The sequence below is a fragment of the Streptomyces sp. NPDC058877 genome, assembly GCF_042742855.1.
In the GTDB taxonomy this organism is placed as follows: Bacteria; Actinomycetota; Actinomycetes; order Streptomycetales; family Streptomycetaceae; genus Streptomyces.
This window is the reverse complement of the sequence record NZ_JBHYMF010000038.1, coordinates 1-19,658: the sequence shown is the minus strand read 5'-3', so window position 1 is coordinate 19,658 and position 19,658 is coordinate 1. Positions and strand designations below refer to the sequence as shown.

Annotated in this window: 19 protein-coding genes; 15 read left to right on the top strand and 4 right to left on the bottom strand. The window is 69.7% G+C overall.

Going from position 1 to position 19,658, the window contains the following annotated elements; all coding sequences use genetic code 11:
• Positions 1-67 precede the first annotated feature (67 nt).
• From ACFW2Y_RS12075 to ACFW2Y_RS12065, 3 genes are all read right to left on the bottom strand, one after another.
• Positions 68-1,585, bottom strand: coding sequence for an FAD-binding protein (locus ACFW2Y_RS12075; protein ID WP_384876853.1), 1,518 nt, complete (start codon positions 1,583-1,585; stop codon positions 68-70).
• A 267-nt stretch (positions 1,586-1,852) separates the two neighbouring features.
• Positions 1,853-3,418 (bottom strand): flavin-containing monooxygenase, encoded by a 1,566-nt coding sequence (locus ACFW2Y_RS12070; protein ID WP_384876851.1) that lies wholly within the window; start codon positions 3,416-3,418, stop codon positions 1,853-1,855.
• An 11-nt stretch (positions 3,419-3,429) separates the two neighbouring features.
• Positions 3,430-4,329 carry a class I SAM-dependent methyltransferase gene (locus ACFW2Y_RS12065; RefSeq protein ID WP_384876849.1) on the bottom strand — a complete coding sequence of 300 codons (900 nt, stop codon included), beginning with the start codon at positions 4,327-4,329 and terminating at the stop codon, positions 3,430-3,432.
• A gap of 391 nt (positions 4,330-4,720) precedes the next feature.
• Between ACFW2Y_RS12065 and ACFW2Y_RS12060 the strand changes: the two genes are divergently transcribed.
• The 3 genes from ACFW2Y_RS12060 to ACFW2Y_RS12050 are packed head-to-tail and all read left to right on the top strand — an operon-like array spanning position 4,721 to position 6,720.
• Positions 4,721-4,975: a hypothetical protein gene (locus ACFW2Y_RS12060; RefSeq protein ID WP_384876848.1), complete on the top strand. Its 255-nt coding sequence runs from the start codon at positions 4,721-4,723 to the stop codon at positions 4,973-4,975.
• Positions 4,976-4,984: 9 nt separating this feature from the next.
• Positions 4,985-5,971, top strand: a complete 987-nt coding sequence (locus ACFW2Y_RS12055; RefSeq protein WP_384876846.1) for a 3-oxoacyl-ACP synthase III family protein — start codon at positions 4,985-4,987, stop codon at positions 5,969-5,971.
• Positions 5,968-6,720: an SDR family NAD(P)-dependent oxidoreductase gene (locus ACFW2Y_RS12050; RefSeq protein ID WP_384876844.1), complete on the top strand. Its 753-nt coding sequence runs from the start codon at positions 5,968-5,970 to the stop codon at positions 6,718-6,720. Before ACFW2Y_RS12055 ends, ACFW2Y_RS12050 begins: the two co-directional genes overlap by 4 nt.
• Before the next feature lie 162 nt (positions 6,721-6,882).
• Here the strand turns inward: ACFW2Y_RS12050 and ACFW2Y_RS12045 are convergent, their stop codons facing one another.
• Positions 6,883-7,776 carry a BTAD domain-containing putative transcriptional regulator gene (locus ACFW2Y_RS12045; RefSeq protein WP_384876842.1) on the bottom strand — a complete coding sequence of 298 codons (894 nt, stop codon included), beginning with the start codon at positions 7,774-7,776 and terminating at the stop codon, positions 6,883-6,885.
• 281 nt (positions 7,777-8,057) lie between these two features.
• Between ACFW2Y_RS12045 and ACFW2Y_RS12040 the strand changes: the two genes are divergently transcribed.
• The 12 genes from ACFW2Y_RS12040 to ACFW2Y_RS11985 all read left to right on the top strand — a co-directional run bounded on the left by ACFW2Y_RS12040 (position 8,058) and on the right by ACFW2Y_RS11985 (position 19,567).
• Entirely contained in the window at positions 8,058-9,269 is a 1,212-nt protein-coding gene (locus ACFW2Y_RS12040; protein ID WP_384876840.1) for an aminotransferase class I/II-fold pyridoxal phosphate-dependent enzyme, read from the top strand.
• A gap of 37 nt (positions 9,270-9,306) precedes the next feature.
• Positions 9,307-10,563: a beta-ketoacyl-[acyl-carrier-protein] synthase family protein gene (locus ACFW2Y_RS12035; protein ID WP_384876838.1), complete on the top strand. Its 1,257-nt coding sequence runs from the start codon at positions 9,307-9,309 to the stop codon at positions 10,561-10,563.
• Positions 10,560-11,423 carry a MaoC/PaaZ C-terminal domain-containing protein gene (locus ACFW2Y_RS12030; RefSeq protein WP_384876836.1) on the top strand — a complete coding sequence of 288 codons (864 nt, stop codon included), beginning with the start codon at positions 10,560-10,562 and terminating at the stop codon, positions 11,421-11,423. The genes ACFW2Y_RS12035 and ACFW2Y_RS12030 overlap by 4 nt, the downstream gene beginning before the upstream one ends.
• Complete coding sequence (locus ACFW2Y_RS12025; protein WP_384876834.1) at positions 11,420-13,006, top strand: AMP-binding protein; 1,587 nt, start codon at positions 11,420-11,422, stop codon at positions 13,004-13,006. Before ACFW2Y_RS12030 ends, ACFW2Y_RS12025 begins: the two co-directional genes overlap by 4 nt.
• Positions 13,003-13,266 (top strand): acyl carrier protein, encoded by a 264-nt coding sequence (locus ACFW2Y_RS12020; RefSeq protein ID WP_384876832.1) that lies wholly within the window; start codon positions 13,003-13,005, stop codon positions 13,264-13,266. Before ACFW2Y_RS12025 ends, ACFW2Y_RS12020 begins: the two co-directional genes overlap by 4 nt.
• A gap of 151 nt (positions 13,267-13,417) precedes the next feature.
• Positions 13,418-14,491 (top strand): hypothetical protein, encoded by a 1,074-nt coding sequence (locus tag ACFW2Y_RS12015; RefSeq protein ID WP_384876830.1) that lies wholly within the window; start codon positions 13,418-13,420, stop codon positions 14,489-14,491.
• Positions 14,484-15,365: a tryptophan synthase subunit alpha gene (trpA, locus tag ACFW2Y_RS12010; protein WP_384876828.1), complete on the top strand. Its 882-nt coding sequence runs from the start codon at positions 14,484-14,486 to the stop codon at positions 15,363-15,365. Before ACFW2Y_RS12015 ends, trpA begins: the two co-directional genes overlap by 8 nt.
• A gap of 59 nt (positions 15,366-15,424) precedes the next feature.
• Positions 15,425-15,799 carry an ectoine synthase gene (locus ACFW2Y_RS12005; protein WP_384876826.1) on the top strand — a complete coding sequence of 125 codons (375 nt, stop codon included), beginning with the start codon at positions 15,425-15,427 and terminating at the stop codon, positions 15,797-15,799.
• A 92-nt stretch (positions 15,800-15,891) separates the two neighbouring features.
• Positions 15,892-17,037, top strand: coding sequence for an acyl-CoA dehydrogenase family protein (locus ACFW2Y_RS12000; protein WP_384876898.1), 1,146 nt, complete (start codon positions 15,892-15,894; stop codon positions 17,035-17,037).
• Positions 17,034-17,876: an N-(5'-phosphoribosyl)anthranilate isomerase gene (locus ACFW2Y_RS11995; RefSeq protein WP_384876824.1), complete on the top strand. Its 843-nt coding sequence runs from the start codon at positions 17,034-17,036 to the stop codon at positions 17,874-17,876. Before ACFW2Y_RS12000 ends, ACFW2Y_RS11995 begins: the two co-directional genes overlap by 4 nt.
• 42 nt (positions 17,877-17,918) lie before the next feature.
• Positions 17,919-18,674 (top strand): indole-3-glycerol-phosphate synthase, encoded by a 756-nt coding sequence (locus ACFW2Y_RS11990; RefSeq protein ID WP_384876822.1) that lies wholly within the window; start codon positions 17,919-17,921, stop codon positions 18,672-18,674.
• Positions 18,671-19,567, top strand: coding sequence for an alpha/beta hydrolase (locus tag ACFW2Y_RS11985; protein WP_384876821.1), 897 nt, complete (start codon positions 18,671-18,673; stop codon positions 19,565-19,567). The genes ACFW2Y_RS11990 and ACFW2Y_RS11985 overlap by 4 nt, the downstream gene beginning before the upstream one ends.
• The last annotated feature ends 91 nt before the right edge of the window (positions 19,568-19,658 follow it).

Below are 19,658 nucleotides of genomic sequence, written 5' to 3'. Positions count from 1 at the left end.
CGGCGGGGGTGGGGTGGGGTGCCCCTCCCCCGCCGCCGGGGCTCCGTGGCCGTGCGGGTCGCCGCGGTCAGGCGAAGATGCCCTGGCCGGGAGTGAGGATGTTGGCGGGGTCGTAGCGGCGCTTGGCCCGCAGGAAGTCCGACCAGTGGCAGCCGTAGTGCGTCTTCCAGTCGTCCTGCGTCATGTTCGGCACGGAGCCCACCAGGTAGCGCTTGGCGCCCATGGACACGGCGATGTCGTACAGGCGGCGGTTTTGCTCCAGCATCGCCTGGATGCCGGTCTCCCCGGGGTTGGGGAAGCGGAGCAGGTCGAAGAGGTAGCCGACGGACTCGTTGGGCTGGACCGCCAGCGGCCTTCTGATGCGGGAGGTGAAGTACGGGTAGAACAGGAGGAATCCGCCGCCGAGGGAGTCGGCGTTCAGCTCCCGCTCGACGATCTTCATGAACGCCTTGGTCTTGGAGGCGGGCAGGAAGAGGCTGAGCCAGGGCTTGGGCTGGTACCAGTGGCCGGACTCCTTGAGGTAGGCCTCGTAGGCGTCGAGCCGGAACATGTAGTCGCGGTAGGGGACGTCTTCGATGACGGCCTGGGAGCGGACGTCGTGCAGGCCGTCGAGGAGCGCCTCGCGGTTGGGCGGGGTGGTGTCGTAGGTGGCGCCGAGCTCCATCTTGTAGCCCCAGCCGGAGCCGTCGGGCAGCTGGAGCATCTCTCCCGCGCGGACGTCGAACCGGTTCTTCTTCAGCAGCAGTTCGAAGTCGGCGAGGTAGGTCTCCAGGTCGGCGTAGAGCAGGCTGAAGATGACGGCCCGCTCGGGCGCGGGGACCAGCTTGACGGTGGCCCGCACGATGATGCCGACCTGACCGCCGCCGGCCAGGGCCGCGTTGAACAGGTCGGCGCGCTGCCAGGGGGTGGCGGTGACCAGGCGGCCGTCGCCGGTGACGATGTCGAGGGAGGCGACGGTGTCCACCATCAGTCCGTGGCGGTGCACGGTGCCACCGATGCCGCCGACGCTGAGGGTGCCGCCGATGGAGATGTAGAGGTAGTCCGGCAGCGCCGGCGGGGTCAGGCCCCGGGCCATGGCGGCGTCGGTGAGCTGGCCCCAGGTCGCTCCGGCTTCGACCACGGCGTGGTCCTGCCCGATGGAGATGATCTGGGACATGGCCCTGGCGTCGATGGAGATGCCGCCGGGGACGCGGGCCTGGCCGTACACCGAGTGCGATTCGATGTCGGTTCCGGTGCCGCCCTGGCCGTTGACGGCGACCTTGATGCCGTGGGTGCGGGCGAAGTTGACGATGGCGATGATGTCGTTGACGTTGCCCGGCCGCAGTACCGCCCAGGGCTTGGCACCGTCGAAGAGGTGGCCGAAGTCGTGGGCGAAGGCGTTGACGGTGTCCGGCGAGGTCTCCAGGGTGCCGGTGAGCGTCGGCACGGGGACGACGTCATCGGCGGCGGTGGCCGGGGCGGCCGTCGCCCAGCTTTGGTCCACGGTGTTCCAGCCGACCACGGCGACGGTGGTGGCCGCGAGACCGGTCAGTACTCTGCGGCGGGTGGGAGCCGGGGCGGTGCCCGGTCTCGGGGTGGTGCTCATCGGCGTAGGTCTCCCCATTCGCATGGCGTTGTTCATTTGGTTTCTTGGCTCGCGGTCCGAACCCGGGGCCGTGGCGGCCGGCTTCGGGCGGCGGCCGGGGGGCGTCGAAAGCAGCTCCGTGCGCCCGGAAGGGCGCGGGGCCTGCGGCGCTCGGTGCGTGCGGGCGCAGGACGGAGGGGCATCGGCGTACGGGAGGTGCACCGATGGCTCCGGCGATGCGGCGGACGGGCCGGGCGTCGCGGTCCAGGAGGGGGTGCGGACGACGGCCTAGGTGTGCGCCGCCCGTCGGGCGCTGGTGACCTGGGACGCGAGTTGGTACTCGGACAGGTCGAAGCGCTTGGTGGCCCGGCGGAAGCGCCAGGTGTAGGTCGGCCAGATCGACGGGTTGCGGCCGCTGGCGTCCAGGTACCAGCTGTTGCAGTTGCCGGCGTTCCACACGGTGCCGTCGAGCTTGGCGTCCAGGGCCTCGTTGTAGGCGTCCTGGGCCTCTTGGCGGACCTCGACGCTGGCCAGGCCGCGCTTGTCCATCTTCTTCAGGGCGTCCAGCACGTACTGGATCTGCGCCTCGATCATCACGGTCTGGGAGGAGTGCCCCAAGGTGGTGTTCGGGCCCAGCAGCATGAACAGGTTGGGGAAGCCCGCGATGGTGGTGCCGCGGTGCGCCGCCATGCCGCGGTCCCAGGCCTCGCGCAGCTGCACTCCGTCGCGGCCCCAGATGCGTCGGGCGACGGGGCGGTCGGTGGCCTGGAAACCGGTGCCCAGGATGATGGTGTCGACCTCGCGCTCGGTGCCGTCCTGGGAGACGACCGAGGTGGCGCGGACTTCGGCGATGCCGTCGGTGACGATGTCCACGTTGGGCTGTTGGATCGCCGGGTACCAGGTGTTGGAGAACAGCAGGCGCTTGCACGCCATCACGTAGTCGGGCGTGAGCTTGGCGCGCAGCGTCTCGTCGGCCACCGACTTCTTGAGGTGGTCGGAGGCCATCTTCTGCATCTTGCCGGCGACGTTGGGGCGGGCCATGACGAAGGCCAGGATCTCGCGGCCCCACATGTTGAAGTTGCGGCGGAAGAGCTGGTAGCCGGGCAGGGAGCGCAGCAGTGCGCCCTGGAGCTTGCTGGTGGGCTTGTCGTTCTTCGGGCCGACCCAGGGAGGGGTGCGCTGGTAGAGGTCCAGGTGCCCGACCTCGGGCTGGATCTTGGGCACGAACTGGATGGCGCTGGCACCGGTGCCGATGACGGCGACGCGGCGGCCGGTCAGGTCGTGGTCGTGGTCCCACTGGGAGGAGTGGAAGACCTTGCCCTCGAAGTCGGACAGGCCCTTGATGTCGGGGACCGCGGCTTCGCTGAGGTAGCCGGTGCCGGTCACCAGCACCTGGGCGGTGTACCGACCCTGTGAGGTGTCGATCTGCCAGCGCCGCTCGTCCTCGTCCCACCGGGCGGCCAGCAGCTCGTGCTGGAAGCGGATGTACGGGCGCACCCCGAAGCGGTCGGCGGTGTCGCGCAGGTACGCGTACAGCTCGTCGCGCTTGCCGAAGGTGGACTTCCAGTGGGGGTTCCTGGCGAAGGAGAAGGAGTACAGGTGGGACATGACATCGCAGGCACATCCCGGATAGCTGTTGTCGCGCCAGGTGCCGCCGACCTCCTCGGCCCGCTCGAAGACGAGGAAGTCGTCGATGCCCGACTGCAGCAGTCGGATGGCGGTGCCCAGGCCGGAGAAGCCGGTGCCGATGACCGCGACCCGCAGGTGCCGGGTGGGGCCGCGGCCTGCGGATGCCTCGTCGGTGGCGGTGGAACGGGCGCCGCCGTCCCTGGCCGGTTCGAGAATGCTCGTCACGTCGGTTCTCCTCAGCGGCGCGTGATGGTGACGCGGAAGTTGTTGAAGAACTTGTCTTCGAGCGTGTAGGCGAAGATGTCCAGGTAGCGCTCGAAGCGGGCGACGACTTCCTCGCCCTCCATGGCCACGGCCTCGTCGCGGCGGGCGGCCAGCAGCTTGAGCCAGGCGCGGCAGGCCACGGCGAAGGACTCGCGCTCGTTGACGATCTCGTCGACGGCGAAGAGGCCCTCGGCGGCGGCGCTGAGCTCGCTCAGGTGCGGGATGTGGCAGCCCTCGAACTCGGAGCGCTGGAGGAACTTCAGGTCGTCCAGCAGCGCGCGGTTCATCGGCAGCGCCTCGGCGGTCATGGTGTGCAGCACGAACTTGGCGCCGGGCTTGAGGGCGTTGGCGACCTGCTGGAAGAAGAAGCGGTAGCGCTTGGTGCGCTCCTTGGGCGGCAGGTTGGAGGAGACGAAGTGCTCCAGCGCGTTGATGCAGAAGGCCGCGTCGTACTTCTCGGACTCGTCGGCGACCTGGTAGTCCGCCCAGCTCTGCACCAGGGTGGTGATCTTGTCGTTGCCCAGGGCGGTGATGAAGTCCTTCTGGGTGCGCGACAGGGTCAGGCCCACTCCGGCCTCGGCGCCGTGGACGGTGGTGAGGCGGTTGAGCATGGTGCCCCAGCCGCAGCCGATGTCCAGCACCCGCTTGGCGTCGCTGCCGGCCTGCACGCCGGCGAGGGCGGCGAAGGCGTCCAGCTTGCGCTCCTGGGCCTGGTCGAGGTGGCCGACGAGGTCCTCGCCCTCCTGCCAGTAGCCGCCGGAGTACATCATCGTGGGTCCCAGCAGCAGCCGGTAGAAGTCGTTGCTGACCTCGTAGTGGTGCCTGATCGCGTCGACCTCGGGGTCCACCGACTTGGGGGCGACCGTTGTCATCCTGTGGTCCTCTTTTCCTGTCCGGCTCGGGCGATGCCATACGGTGCGCCGTATCGGTCGGTTCCCTTGATTCGGGTGGGTCCCCGTGCACGCGGGACCCTTGAATGTGCGCGGTCCCCGTATCGGGCCGTTCCTTTTCGGCGTTGCCGTGACCTCTTCCGTGGCGTGGCTCGGCGTGGCTTCTTCTGCTGCTGCTTGTTCTGCTTCGGTGGGGCACGAATTCGCGACTGAGGAAACAGGAGGTGCCGCAAGGCGGGCGCAAGACGGCGGGAAAGCGGGCGTGGGCGTGGGCCGTGCGGCGTGTTGCGTCTTCCTTGCGGGTTCGGAGTTTTCATCGCTTCCAACACAACGACGCTTTGCCGAGTTGCACCGCCGAGAGAGGACCGACCCCATGTCGCTGCCGACCATCGAAGAACTGGCGAGCCAGCTCGAGGCCGTTTCGGGTGCCGCGGAGGTCAGCCCCGACGCCCCGCTCCAGCACATCGCGGACGTCGACTCGCTGGACCTGATGGAGTGGCTGTACGGCTTCCAGAACCAGTACCCGCACATTCCGGCCGATGAGTCGCTCTTCGCCGACCTGGACGACACCACCACCCTGCGGGACGTGTACGCCAAGATCACCGCCCTTGTTCCGGCCCAGGCATAGGCAGGTTCCATGACCGGCTTCGACATCACCGGGTGGGGCATGGCCGTACCCGAGCGCATTGTCACCAGCGCGGAGCTCGCGGAACGTTTCGGCGTGGACGAACACTGGATCGTCAGCCGGTGCGGGATCCGGGAGCGGCGAGCGGTCTCCCCGGGGCAGACCACTGCCTCCCTGGCCGTCGAGGCCGGTCGGCGGGCGCTGGAGAAGGCGGGGCTGGAGGGCGCTGACATCGCCCATCTGATCGTCGCCACCGCCACGCCCGAGCAGCCGTCCCCGGCGACCTCCGCCTTCGTCCATCACGAGTTGGGCATCGGAGGGAGCGCGCACGATGTGAATTCCGAGTGCGCGGGCTTCGTCTACGGGCTGGTTTCGGCGATGGCGCTGATCGCGATCGATCCGCGGCCGATCCTGCTCGTGGGCTCCGACACCCACACCCTGACGGCCAACCCGGACGATCGGGACCTGTCCATCCTGGTCGGGGACGGCGCCGGCGCGATCGTGCTCCAGCCGGGTCCGGACAACCGGGTCAAGGCGTGGAACCTGGGGGCCGACGGCTCTTGCGCCGGGTCCTTGAAGGTGCTCGCGGGCGGCAGTCGCATGCCGACCACCGAGGAGACCGTCAAGGCGGGCCTGCACTACGCGCAGATCAACGGCAACGAGATCTATCTCAATGCGGTGCGCTACACCGTGCGGACGGTGCGCGAGACCTTGGAGAGCGCCAAGGTGGAGGCGGCGGACGTCGATCACGTCGTCCCGCACCAGGCGAACATCCGGATCATCAACTCGATCCTCTCGCACACCGGTCTGCGCCCCGAGGCGTTGATCACCAATCTGCACAAGTACGGCAACACGGCTTCGGCGTCCGTTCCGATCGCGCTCACCGAGGCGCTGGAGGAGGGTCGCATCAAGGCGGGCGACAAGGTCCTGCTGGCCGGCTTCGGTGCCGGTATGACGTGGGGTTCGATCCTGATGGAGTGGGGCGGTGTCGCAGCATGAGCAAGAACGGTGCGGGTGAGCGGCCCGCGTCCCCGGTCGCGCTGGTCACCGGCGCTTCGGGCGGCCTGGGCCAGGCCCTGGCGCTGGAGCTGGATGCGCTGGGCTGCCGGGTGGCGGTCCACTACAACAGTTCCCGGGACGCCGCCGCCGCGGTGCAGGACAAGCTCACCCACCCCTCGGTCCTGGTCACCGGCGACGTCGGTTCCTGGGAAGCGGTGCAGGGCCTGTACGGGCAGATCGAGGACGAGCTGGGTCCGGTGGACGTGCTCGTCAACAACGGGGCCGTCCGCAAGGACAGTTTGATGGCCATGCAGAACCCGGCCGATTGGGCCCAGGTCATCCAGACCAACCTGATCGGTTCCTTCCACACGGCGCGGGCCGCGGTGCCGGGCATGCTGCGCAGGCGGTGGGGGCGGGTGGTCAACATCGTCTCTCCCTCGGGCATCATCGCCACGGCCGGGCAGACGGCGTACTCGTCGTCCAAGGCGGGCCTGATCGGTTTCACCCGTACCCTGGCGGCGGAGTGCGGCCGTCGTGGGGTCACGGTGAACGCCCTCTCCCCCGGCTTCATGATCACCGGCATGACGAAGGACCTGCCGGACCGTGTCGTGGAGGGCATGGAGGGCAAGGCGCCGATCCCGCGGTTCGTGACGGTGGAGGAGGTGGCCCGCAGCATGGGGCTCTTCTTGGACCAGGACTGCATGACGGGTCAGGTCATCAGCATCGACAGCGGTGTCAGCATCACCTGATCCACCAACGACCCCGGGGCTCGTGCCGAGAGGTGCACGGGTTTCGGGGTCGTCGCGCGTGTGGGCCGGCCGCGGTTGCGCCGCCGCCCTTCCCCCCTTTTTTTATGCCTCGGCCCCGGCCGCCTGCTTGCTCGGGCGGTCGGGGCCGAGGTGCGCCTGGGGTCAGGTCGAGCGGGGCGCCACGTGGACGGCGCAGCCGCGGTCCGCCAGCGAGCAGGGCTGGGGGGTGGCGGTGGGGGCCACTTCGAACATGCCCATCAAGACCGGGTCGACATAGGTGTACCGGCGTGGCGCCGGGTGTGGTTGGGGGGTCCTGAGCAGTTCGAGGTAGGCGGCCTCGGTCTCGGGGGCCGGGTCGATGCCCAGTTCTTCCGCCAGTACTTCCCGCAGTTGCTGGTAGCTGCGCAGCGCCTCGGCACGGTTGCCCGCCCGGGTGTGTGCGGTCATCCGGCAGCGGTAGGCGCTCTCCCTGAACGGTGCCCGGCGCACCGCCTCTTCGGCGTAGCGCAGCGCGTGGTGTTCGTCGCCCAGCGCGGACGAGGCGAGGCTGGCGGTCTCCAGGGCCTTGAGGCGGAGCTCTTCGAGCTGCTCGCGCATGGCGTTGACCCACTCGCCCTCGTGCGAGGAGAGGAATGACCCGCGTAGATTGGTGACAGCGCCGGCGGCGAGTTGTTGCGCCACCGCGTACCCGCCTTCGGCGTAGGCCTCGGCGGCTTCCGTGACCGCCGTCTCGGCGCATTCCACGTCCACTGCCGCGTCCTGGGGTATCCGCAGGACGTAGCGACCGCCCTGGGCGACCAGGGGGGTGGAGCCCGGGGGGTCCCCGGGGGTGGTGACGAAGGTCCGGACGCGGCTCACCACGCTGCGCAGGGCGGAGGCCCAGGTGTCCGGGAGGCCCTCGGGCCATACGGTTTCGGCCAGTTGACAGCGATCGGTGCCGGAGGCGCGCTCCAACAGCAGCCGCGCGAACGCCACCTGCGCCTGTGCGCTGGAGAGGTGTTGCGGCGGAGCTCCGTCCGGCTCGATCGTGACGAGACCTACGAGTCTGATCAGCACTATGCACTCTCCGAAAACGGTCGGCTCCCGGCCGTGTCCCCCATGGTCCGTGCGGATTCGAAGATACCTGCGGGGCTTCTTCCGGTGTCAACAACCCAGCCCCGACGCGAAGGATGCTCAACCAGGATTCCAGGGCGCCCCTTGCGCTCCACCAGGAATCCTCTTGCGCCGTCATTGCGCCTGGTGCGTCTTAATGAAATTCCACTGAGGCCCGCCGGGAGAAGCGGTGGGGCGACGGTGAAGTTCCGGAGCCGCCGGACGATCGCGACGAGGAGAAGCACGTGAATGCATCCACTGCCTGGGCCCGTCTCGAGCCGAAACTCGCCTATTTCCGGGACCGGGTGCAGGCATTGGAATACGAGCCGGTCCGCAAGAACAGCTTCATCGCGTACACCGTGGAGCGGGACTCCGCCTACGCCGACCAGGACGGCCGTCGGTTGCTGATGATGTCCGGCTACTCCTACCTGGGCCTGGCCGGTGACGAGCGGGTGGTGAGTGCCGCCAAGGCGGCCGTCGACCGCTACGGTACCGGTAACCACGGGGTGCGGGCCCTGGCGGGGTCGACTCCGTTGCACGAGGAGTTGGAGGCCGAGGTCGCCAAGTTCGCCGGGCGGGAGCGGGCCTTGGTCTTCGGCTCGGGGTATGCCGCCAACGTCGGTACGGTGGGTGCGCTGGTCGGTCCCGGTGACACCGTCTTCATCGACAAGTACGACCATGCCAGCATCGTCGACGGCTGCAAGCTGTCGGGGGCCACGGTCACCCGTTTCCGTCACAACGACGTGGGTCACCTGGAGCGTCGCCTGGCTGCTGCTCCCGACGCGGGTGTGCGGCTGGTGATCGTCGACAGCGTCTACTCCATGGACGGTGACATCGCGCCGCTGCCGGAACTGCGGCGGGTGTGCGACGAGCACAATGCGCTGCTGATGGTCGACGAGGCGCATGCGCTGGGTGTCATCGGTGCCACCGGTCACGGCATCGAGGAGCACTTCGACTACGAGGTGAAGGTCGACGTCAAGCTCGGCACCCTGTCCAAGGCGATCCCGTCCATGGGTGGTTGGGTCGCCGGTTCGGCCGAACTCGTCCACCACCTCAAGTACGCGGCCCGTCCCTTCCTGTTCTCCGCGGCGCTGGGGCCGGCCCAGTCGGCCGCGGCGCTGGAGTCGCTGCGCATCCTTCAGCGCGAGCCGGAGCGCGTGGAGTTCATCCAGCGCGAATCCGCCCGCTTCCGGGACATGCTGCACGAGGCCGGCATGTCGACGGTCGACTCCGAGACCGCGGTGGTTCCGGTCATCGCCGGTTCGGACGAGGCGGCGTACGACTACGCCACGGTGTGCCGCAAGAACGGTGTCATCGGACTGCCGGTGGTCACCCCGGCGGTGCCCAACGACCTGGCGCGGCTGCGGATCGCGATCACCGCCGCCCACACCAAGGCCGACATCGATTTCGCGGCCGAGGCGTTCATCGCCTCCGCGCGCGAGTGCCGGATCATCTGATCGCCGACCTGCCTGCGGGCGGGGACAAGGAGCAGACATGCCTGGATCATCGTCCAGGGGCAGTGCCGCGCAGCCGCCGGTCGCCATCACCGGCATGGGCGTGGTCACTCCCGGCGGGTGCACCCCGGAGGAGTTGTGGAAGGCGCTGTACGCCGGGCGTTCCACCGCCGCTGAGCTCACCCACATCGACCTCCGTAGGCATCGGGTGCGTATCGGGTGTCGGGTGCGGGGTTTGGAAGCGGTCGACGGTCTGGTCCCCGCCAAGGAGGCCCGCCGGATGGATCCCTTCGCCCACTACGGGACGGCTGCCGCTTTGGCCGCCCATCGGGATGCGGGGGCGCCGGCGGCCGAGCCGGGTCGTGCTGCCGTGGTCGTGGGCAATGCGGTCGGCGGTCGGGCCACCAGCGACCGGGAGTCCGCCCACTTCACCACCGGTGGTCCGGCTCGGGTCAATCCGCTGATGCCGCTGATGACGATGCCGAACGCCGCCGCCGCGCAGATCTCGATGCGGTTGGGCTGGACCGGTCCTGCCTTGACCGCGGCGAACACCTGCGCCTCGGGTGCGGACGCCATCGGGCAGGCGCTGATGCTGTTGCAGACGGGGCGCGCCGATGTGGTGCTGGCCGGCGGCTGCGAGCACACCCTGACTCCGGTCACCTTGGCGGGCTTCGGGAACCTCAACGCGGTGTCGATGCGCAACGAGGAGCCGGAGCGTGCCTCGCGGCCGTTCGACGTGGACCGCGACGGGTTCGTGATGGGTGAGGGCGCCGGGTTCGTCGTGCTGGAACGGCTCGATGACGCCAGGGCGCGGGGGGCCAGGACGTACGGGTTGGTCGCCGGGTACGCCGCCACGGCCGATGCCCATCATCTGGCGATGCCGCGTGCGGACGGTGCGGGTGCCGCTGCGGCCATGGCCGGTGCGATCGCCGATGCCGGGCTGGTTGCCGAGGACATCGTGCACGTCAACGCCCACGGCACCTCCACTCCGCACAACGACCGCTCCGAGGCCGCCGCCTTGCACACGGTTTTCGGTGGTGCGCAGCCGCCGGTCACCGCGTCGAAGTCGGTCATCGGGCACCTCATCGGTGCGGCCGGTGCCGTCGAGTTGATCGCCGCGGTGCAAGCCATGCGGTACTGCGAGGTGCCGCCCACAGCCAACCACGAACAGTTGGAGCCAGGAATGGACATCGACGTCGTGCACGGCGCCCCGCGCCCCGTGCGCTCGGGACCCGCGCTGACGAACTCCTTCGGGTTCGGCGGTCACAACGCCTCCGTGGTGGTGATGCCGGCATGACGACGTTCACCCCTCCCGCGCCGGTGCGCACCGTGGCCGTGGCCGAGTCGGACGTGACGGGTTTTCGTGCTGCTGCCCGGTGTGGCTTGCCGCCGGCCCGGGCCGGTCAGGGCTCTCCGGTGCACGCTTTCGTGCTGGCCCACACGGTTGCCGAGCAGACGGTGCGCGAGCTGACGGCGGCCGAGCCGGGTCCGGTTTCGGTGGTCCATCTCGGGCAGGACATTCGTCTGGCACGTCCTGTGCGGGCGGGCGAGCAGGTGACGGTGGCGCTGGAGGTGCGTGGGGTGCGGCGGGAGCCGCGCGGGGCACGGATCGCGCTGTGCGTGCGGTTGACCGGCGGGCAGGAGCGCGAGCCGTTCGCCGAGCTGGTCACCTCGGCGCTGTTGGTCGGCGCGACGGGGTTGGAGTCGTTCGGTGACGTGGCCGGGGGTCCGGCGGTGCCGGCCGCGAAGGGCGTGGGCGTTGCGCAGACGGCGCACCACGAGCTGACGGCCGGGTGGATCCGTGCGTACGCCCATGTTTCTGGTGACCTCAATGCGATTCATCTGGATGAGGAAGCGGCCCGCGGGGCCGGCTTCGACGGGGTGATCGCCCATGGCATGAGCGTGGTCGCCCTCGCGGTGGAGGAGGCCGTGGACCGGTTCGCGGGCGGGGACAGCACCCGGGTGCGGGGCTTGGGGTGCCGCTTTTCGGCACCGGTGGCGCCGGGTGTGCCGCTGGAGATCTCCTTGCAGCCGGACGAGGCGGGCGAGGTGGTGCGGTTCACCTGCCGGACGCCGAAGGGGGCCGCGGTGAAGTCGGGCTGGATCGTGCTGGCGCCGCAGGACGGGCCGCAGGGCACCGGTGAGGGGGCTCGATGAGCGTGACCACGACCGCTGCGCAAGAGGCTCGTGCGGCCGGGCAGGCGGCGGGTTTCCCCGACGGTGCGGCGGGCCCGGAGGACGGCCCGGGGCTGACCGACGGGTTCTTGGCCCAGGTGCAGGCGCGTCCGCATGCGGTCGCGTTGGTGTTCAACGGTGAGCAGTGGAGCTACCGCGAGTTGTATGAGCGGGCGGTCCAGGAGTGCGCCCGGTTGGACGGGTTGGGGCTGGCGCCTGCCGAGCCGGTGGGGGTGCTGGCCGACAAGTCCCCCGGCGCGGTCGCCTTGGTCCTGGCTTGTCTGTTGGCGCGTCGGCCGGTGCTGTTGCCTTCGCCGGCCCTTGCCGAGGGGCTGTTGGCCGACCTGTTCGCCCAGGCCGGGTGCCGTCATGTGTTGGCTCCGGGTGGGGAGCGGGGTCGGGTGGAGCCCAGCGTCGCGGTCGCGGCCCAGCCGCTGCCGGTCGAGGAGGCGTTGGAGGTGGCGCTGATGTTGACCACCTCGGGCTCCACCAGCCTGCCCAAGATCGTGCCGTTGGGTCGCGGGGCCGTGGACCGGTTCGTCCGGTGGGCCGGGGCGGCCTTCGGGATCGGGCCGGACCGGACGGTGTTGAACTATGCCCCGCTCAACTTCGACCTGTGTCTGTTGGACGTGTGGACCACCTTGGCCCGTGGTGGTCGGGTCGTCGTCGTGGATCCCTCGCTCGCCGCGCACGGCCGGCACCTGTTGGACCTGGTGGTGCGGCACGAGGTCCAGGTCATCCAGGCCGTCCCGATGGCGTTGGGGTTGCTGCGGGAGGCGGCGGAGCACCAGGGCGTGGTGTTGCCGGGCGTCGAGCAGGTGATGTTCAGCGGGGACGCCATCCCCGACCGTCTGCTGGCCGCGCTGCCGGAGCTGTTTCCCAAGGCCCGGCTGCACAACGTCTACGGCTGCACCGAGACCAACGACAGCTTCGTCCACGAGGTCGACCCGGCCGATCCCGTCGGCCCGGTGCCGATCGGGCGCCCGCTGCCCGGGGTGCGGGCCGTGGTCCTCGACCCGGACACCGGTGCGCCCGTGGAGGGGCCGGGTGAGGGCGAGTTGTACGTCTGCACGCCCTTCCAGAGCTTGGGGTACCTCGATCGCACCCGTCATGCGGAGAAGTTCACCGCCCATCCGCTGGGCTTGGACGAGAGCCGCTGGTTTCGTACCGGTGATCTGGTGCGGCGGGACGCCGAGGGCACGTTGCACCTGACCGGTCGTACCGATTTCCAGGTCAAGGTGCGGGGCACCGCCGTCAACACCGCCGAGGTCGAGCGGGTGCTCCAGGAACATCCGGACGTCGTGGAGGCGGGCGTGGCCGCCGTGCCGGACCCGATCGCCGGGCGCCGCCTGGTCGCCGGGGTCCAGCGGGCCGCCGGGTCGAGCGTGACCGGGCTGCAATTGCGCACGCATTGCGCCCGACGCCTGCCGCGGGCGGCGGTTCCCGCGCAGTTGACCGTGATCGATGCGGCGCTGCCGAAGACCGCCACCGGAAAGGTCGACCGCAAGGCGCTCGACCGACTGCCTTCCCTGTTCACCACTTCCACCGAAGGAACGGCTTCATGACCAGCACCGGCAACATCGACACCATCAAGAACTTCGTCGTCTCCGAGTTCCTGCCCGGCACCTCCCCCGCGGAGCTCCCGGTCGATCACGACCTGCTCAACGACGGGGTCATCGACAGCCTCGGCGTGCTGAAGCTGATCGCCTGGGTGGAGGACCGCTTCGAGCTCGCCGTGGGCGACGCCGATTTGGACCCGAACAACTTCCGCAGCGTCGAGGCGATCGACGCGTTCATCACCGAGGCCCGCTCGGCGGCTGCCTGACGCCCGCCGCGCGGGAGGAGCTGGGGCCGGCACCCCGAACTGCCGGCCCCGGCCTTCCCTTCCCGACCCCGGCCGGTGGCGGCGGGCAGCGGGAGCGGTGGCGCAGTCGCATCACGAGACAGGGCACGACGAGACGGACGGGAGAACGACCGTGCATGACGCACTCACCGGTCTGCTCCAGCAGCAGGCCCCGGTCGGGCGCGAGACCTGGCGGTCCTGGTGGGACCAGCTCGGCGAGGGGAAACTCGACCGGGCCGAGGTCGTGGGCCTGCTGGCCTGCTTGACCAGCAGACTGCCCGACCACGACACCTTGCGTGCCCTGTTGGACTCGCTGGCCGAGCGGCGTGCGCCGGCGCCCGGTGGTCCGGTGTGGCAGGGCACCGTCAATGTCGTCGGTACCGGTGGCGGTCCGCGGACCTTCAACATCTCCACCGCCTCGGCGTTCGTCGCGGCGGCGGCGGGGGTGAAGGTGGTCAAGACCGGGTCGCGTGCCTACACCGGTTCGCTGGGCTCGGTGGATTTGTTGGAGCGGCTCGGGGTGCGGTTGACGTCTTCGCCGGCCGAGACCGAGGACACCCTTGCCGCCCACGGGATCGCCTTTGCCGGGCCCTTCGTCTATCCGACGCAGCTGACCCGGCTGGCTCGGGTGATCACCCCGCTGGCCATGAAGCCCTTTGGCCGGTTCCTCAACGCCTTGGGTCCCTTCCTCGCCGACCTTCCGGTCTCGGCGCAGGTCACCGGTGTGTCGACGGCTGCTCCGCTGGACACCTTGCGGGAGTTGGCCGCGTCCACCCTCGGGCGGCGGATCTGGCTGGTCGCCAACGACACCGGGGCCGATGAGCTGCTGCCGTTCGCGACGAACACCGTCCACGGTCACGGCGTGCACGGGGCGGGGGGCGCGGTGGTGCGCAGCATTCGGCCCGGTGAGCTGGTGCCCGGTGACGGTTGTCTGGCCGACCTGCGGCCCGCCGGAAAGGCGGCAGAGGCGGTCGGGCACTTTCGTTCGGTGCTCGCCGGTACGGCTGGCGAGGTGGCCACCCGTACGGTGTGCCTGGGCGCCGCGGCGCTCGTGGTGGCCGGTGACACCCGTCGTGACTGGCTGTCCGCGGTCGCGTTGGCCACGGGCGCGGTGCGGTCGGGGGCCGCGGTGGAGCTGGTCGACCGGCTTGCTGCGGCCGGCCGGGAGCGCCGTTCGGCGCTGGCGGGGGTGACGGCCCGTGGCTAGGCCCGTGGTGCCGGCGGCGGGTCGTGTTGCCGCCTCGGGGCCGGTGGCGGCGCCGGCGCCGTTCTTTGCTTCGCGGCGCGCCGGGGGGGTGCCCGGTCTGGCGCTGTTCCTCAATGCGGGTGATCCGCCGCTGGCGGTGTTGCGCGAGCTGGTGTTCATGTTGGACGAGGAGGGGGTGGACTGCCTGGAGTTGGCCGTCCCGTTCCCGGACTCGGTCACCGACGGGCCGGTCGTGCGGCGGTCGGCCCGGCGGGCCTTGGAGCGGGGCGGGGTGGGGCTGGAGGAGGTCCTCGGCTTCGTCGCCGATGTGCGGCCGCGGTTGGCCCGCACGCGGATCGCCCTGCTGGCCGACTGGCGCTACTCGCTGGCCGACCGTGAGCTGGCTGCCGTCACCGGGGACGTCGCCGCTGCCGGAGTGGACGGGCTGCTCGTGCACGCGCTGCCGCCGCGGCTGCGGGAGGAGCATCTGGGGTCGGCCGCGCAGGTCGGGTTGCCGGTGGTCACCACCTGCTATGCCCAGAGTGCTTCGAGCACCCAGGAGCAGGCCGCTGCTCAGGCGTCCGCCTATCTGTATCTGGTCGCCCACTACGGGCGCAGCGGCACCGCTCCGGGGGCCGGCCATGCCGCTTTGGCGCGGACGGTTGCCGGGCTTCGGCCGCACACGACGTCCCCGATCGCCGTTGGCTTCGGGGTCAGCACCGCCAAGGACGTGGCTGCCGTGGGGGCTGCTGGTGCCGATGCCGCGATCATCGGTTCGGCTGCCGTCGCCGCCGTGGAGGCCGCGCAGGACCGCGGGGGCGATGTGATCGACGCCTTCCGCTTGTTCGTCCGCTCCGTACGGCCCCCTTCTGTCGTGGGGTCCGTGCCGCAGTGAGACTGCTCCACCCGCCACATCCCCAACCCCACACACCATCGCACACACGGGAGAGTGCCATGATCGTTCGCGACATCGAGTCCGTGAAGACCGTCGAGTGGGGCAATGGCCTCAGCCGTCGCTTCCTGCTGGCCGAGGACGGCCTGGGCTACACCCTCACCGACACCGTCGTCTCCGCCGGTACCAAGTCCCGTTTGGAGTACGTCAACCATCTGGAGGCCTGCTACTGCATCGCCGGGTCGGGCCAGGTCATCGAGCTGGACGGCACCTCGCACGAGATCGTGCCGGGTCGGATGTACGCGCTGGACCGGCACGATGCGCATTTCCTCGTGGCCAGTCCGCACGAGGACCTGCGGCTGGTCTGTGTGTTCTCGCCGGCCCTGCGCGGGGACGAGGTGCACGACCTGGACGCGGCGCGTTCTTCTGCCTACTGACCCGGCACCGGCCGTGCCGTAACCCGGTTGTGCGCGGCGGGGGGCGTCCCCGCCGCGTGCCCGACCCGATCACCCATGCGAAGAGGTCCATCGTGATCCGTTGGAACGCCGACCAGATCGAACTGCGTGAGGGGCTGGCCCGGTGGGGCGAGGCGCTGAGCGCAGACCACATCGCCCTCGACGAGCAGTCCGTCTTCCCTCGGGACAAGTGGAAGCTCGTGCAGCAGACCGGGCTGCTGGCGCTGCCCTTCGAGGAGGAGTACGGGGGGCTGGGGCAGTCGCTGCTGACCACGATGTACGTGTGGGAGGGGTTGGGCGAGCACAACCGGGATGCGGGGTTGAGTTTTTGTGCCACCACCTCCCTGTGCTCCACCGGCATACCGCTGCAGCGTTTTGGTACTGCGCAGCAGAAGGAGCGGTGGTTGCCGGGGATCTGTTCCGGTGAGGTGATCGGTGCCCATGCGATCACCGAGGCCGACGGCGGGTCGGATGCGATGGCGATGTCCACCCGGGCGGTTCGGGACGGCGAGGACTTCGTGCTCAACGGCAGCAAGGTTTTCGTCAGCAACGGGCCGGTGGCCGATGTGGTGGTGGTCTATGCCCGTACCCATCCCGAGGGCGGGCCGCTGGGCACGACGGCGTTCTTGGTGGATCGTGCCACCGCGGGGCTGAGTTGTGGGCGTCCCTTGAAGAAGATGGGGCTGCGGACCGCGCCGCTGAGCGAGGTCTTCCTCGATGACGTGCGGGTGCCGCGTTCGGCGGTGCTGGGCCGGGTCGGGGGCGGGTTGTTGGTCTTGGACTACGTGATGAAGCGGGAGATCTTGCTCTCCTTCATCGTCAACGTCGGGGAGATGCAGCACCGGCTGGAGCGTTGTGTCGACTTCGCCCGCACGCGGCAGTCCTTCGGGAAGGCGATCGGGTCGTACCAGACGATCGCGAACAAGATCGTCGACATGAAGATCCAGTGGGAGACCGCCCGCAAGTGGCTCTACGACACGGGAGCCAAGTTGCAGGCGGGTGAGGACGTCACCGTTGACCTCGCCATCGCCAAGCTGATGACCAGTCAGGGAAATTTGGCCAGCAGTGTCGCCGCCGTTCAGATCTTCGGCGGGCACGGTTACATGGCCGAGTACGGTTTGGAGCAGGAGGTGCGCAACGCGGTGGGCGGCACCATCTACTCCGGTACGAACGAGATCCAGTACAACCGCATCGCCTCGGCCATGGGGCTGGGCAAGTGAGCGGCGCGCCGTCGGGGCCTTCCTCGCCGCAGGTCTTGTTGAAGGTGTGCGGGGCCACCGGTGCGTGGGACGTCGAGGTCGCGGCAGCGGCCGGGGCGGACTGCGTGGGGCTTTGGCACGGTGTGCCCGGTGGTCCTCGCGAGCTGGACCGGCAGGCGTTCTTGGGCCTTTCGGCGGTGGTGCGGCAAGCCGGTCTGTTGCCGGCCTGGGTGACGTTCTTGGCCGATCCGGCCGTGCTGGTGAGCATCGCGCGGCAGGCCGACGTCGGGTGGGTGCAGTTGCATGCCTATCAACCTCCTTCTGTGGTGGGTGAGTTGCGTCGTGCTTTGCCGCGGTCGGTGGGCATCGTGAAGGTGCTGCACGTGGGTGCGGGCGGTAGGTGTGTGGAGCGTCCGCTGATCGGGGCGTATGCGCGGGCCGGTACCGATCTGTTCTTGTTGGACGCCGCCACCGACGACGGTCGGATCGGCAGCACCGGGCAGTTGCTGGATCCGGTGGACGTCGTTGCTTTGCTGCCGCGCTTGTCCCGGCCGTTCGTGCTGGCGGGAGGGCTGACGGCGACGGCGCGGGCGAGGTACGACGAGGTGGTGCGGCATCCGGGTTTTCGGGGCATCGACGTGGACACCGCTGCCCGCGCCCCGCAGGGCGGGGGCTTTGACTCCGCGCGGATCGCCGCTTTGGTCCGTGGGTGGAAGACGGGCGGTGATCGCGGCCCGGCGACGGTTTTCGAGGGCGCCACGGCGCTGGGGAGCACCCGGGTCTCTGGTGGTGCGCCGGCGTCCTTTGATGCCGTGGCCCTTGGGGGCTCCCCGCCGTCCGTGGCGCATCCCGGTTGTTGACATGCACTTTTGAGACCCGATACGTGAGAGGGAGTTGTCGTCATGACCACCTCCGAGCCCGTCCGTGACAGTCACGGCACTGCGGGTTGCTGTGCCCCACCCTCTTTTTTGGATGCCTTGTCGGCCTCGCCGACCCCGGTGGTGATGGAGGTCAAGCGTCGTGATGCCCACGGTTATGACCTGCTGGGCGGGCGTACCCCGGCCGCGATCGTGGCGGCGTACGAGTCGGCGGGTGCGCCGTGCATTTCGGTGGTGACCGGCCGGTGGTTCGGCGGTTCGCCCGCGTTGTTGCGGGACGTGGCGTCGATGACCGATCTGCCGTTGTTGCAAAAGGACTTCATCACGCGCAAGGACCAGATCCGCACGGCCAAGGAGTGGGGTGCTTCGGCGGTGTTGTTGACGGCGGCCCTGTTGCCCGCCTCGTCGATGCACACCTTGGTGACGGAGGCGTTGTCGGTGGGGTTGACCCCGTTCGTGGAGGTGACCGAGGAAGCCGAGTTGGAGCGGATCTCGCAACCCGAGCGGTGTGTGATCGCCGTCAACAACAAGGACATCAAGGCGCGTGAGCGCGACCGGGGTGATCTGGGGCGGAGCATGGGTCTGCTGGCGGCGGTGCGGGCCACCGGAACGCGGTGTCCGGTCAGTGCGAGCGCCATCGACGGTCCGGCCAGCGCGGCGCGACTGTTGGACGCGGGGTTCGGCGGGCTGCTGGTGGGGGCTTCCCTGCTTCGTTCGGGTTCGCCTTCGACCTGGGTGGCCGAGATGGCCTCGGCGCGTGCGGGAAGGGAGGTTCGATGAGGTCGCCGGTGGGCGTGGCCGGTGCCGGTGGTGTCCAGCGGGCCGACGCCCCGCACGTGGTGGACGTCGATGCCGGTGGGGTGGGGCTCTCGGCGATCTGGGCGCCTGCTGGTGGCCGGGTCGCCCCGCGCTGTACGGTCTTGGCGGTCCACGGGCGTGGGATGCGGGCTGCGTACTGGAACTCCTTCCTCGATCTGGCCACCGCTCAGGGCCATGCGGTCTTGGCGGTGGACCGGCCCGGTTACGGCGCCTCCGCGCAGGCGTTTCCCGAGGGGCTGCCCCTTGCCGAGCAGGCCGAGGTCGTGCACGCGGTCGTGAAGGAACACGCGCGCACGCACGACATCGGTGCCGGGGTGTTCCTCCTGGGGCATTCCGACGGCGGCAAGGCCGCCTTGCACGCCGCGGCCGGCGATCGTGGTGACGTGCCGCTGCTGGGTCTGGACACCTCCGGCACCGGCTACCGCTACGATCCCGGCGCCCTGCACTTCCCCTCGACGTTGGGGAGCGGCGCCAGCCGGTTGAACTGGGGTCCGCTGCAGCTGTATCCGCCGGGGACCTTCCGGGCCAGTCGAGCACTGCTGTGTGAGACTCCGGTGCGCGAGTCGGGGGAAACCGTGTGGTGGCCCGTGCAGTACGAGGAGTTGGCGCCGCGGGTGCGTCTTCCGGTGCGGTTCACCTTTGCCGAGCACGAGGCTTGGTGGTGCAGGGATGAAAAGACGTTGGGGACGATGGCTTCGCTGTTGAGCGCTGCGCCTTCGGTGACGGTGGAGCATCTGCGGGCGGCGGGCCACAACGTGAGCCTGGGGCGCACCGCTGCCGTTTATCACCTGCGGGTCTTGGCCTTCGTGGAGGAGTGCTTGGCCTCGGCCGCGGGGGTGGCACCTGGCTACTAGGCCGTGTTTTAGGTCGGGGTCCGGTTCTGGCTCCCATTCCGCGATGATCATGGTGTGGGGCGTGGGGATCTTTCTGATGAGCAGTGGTCGG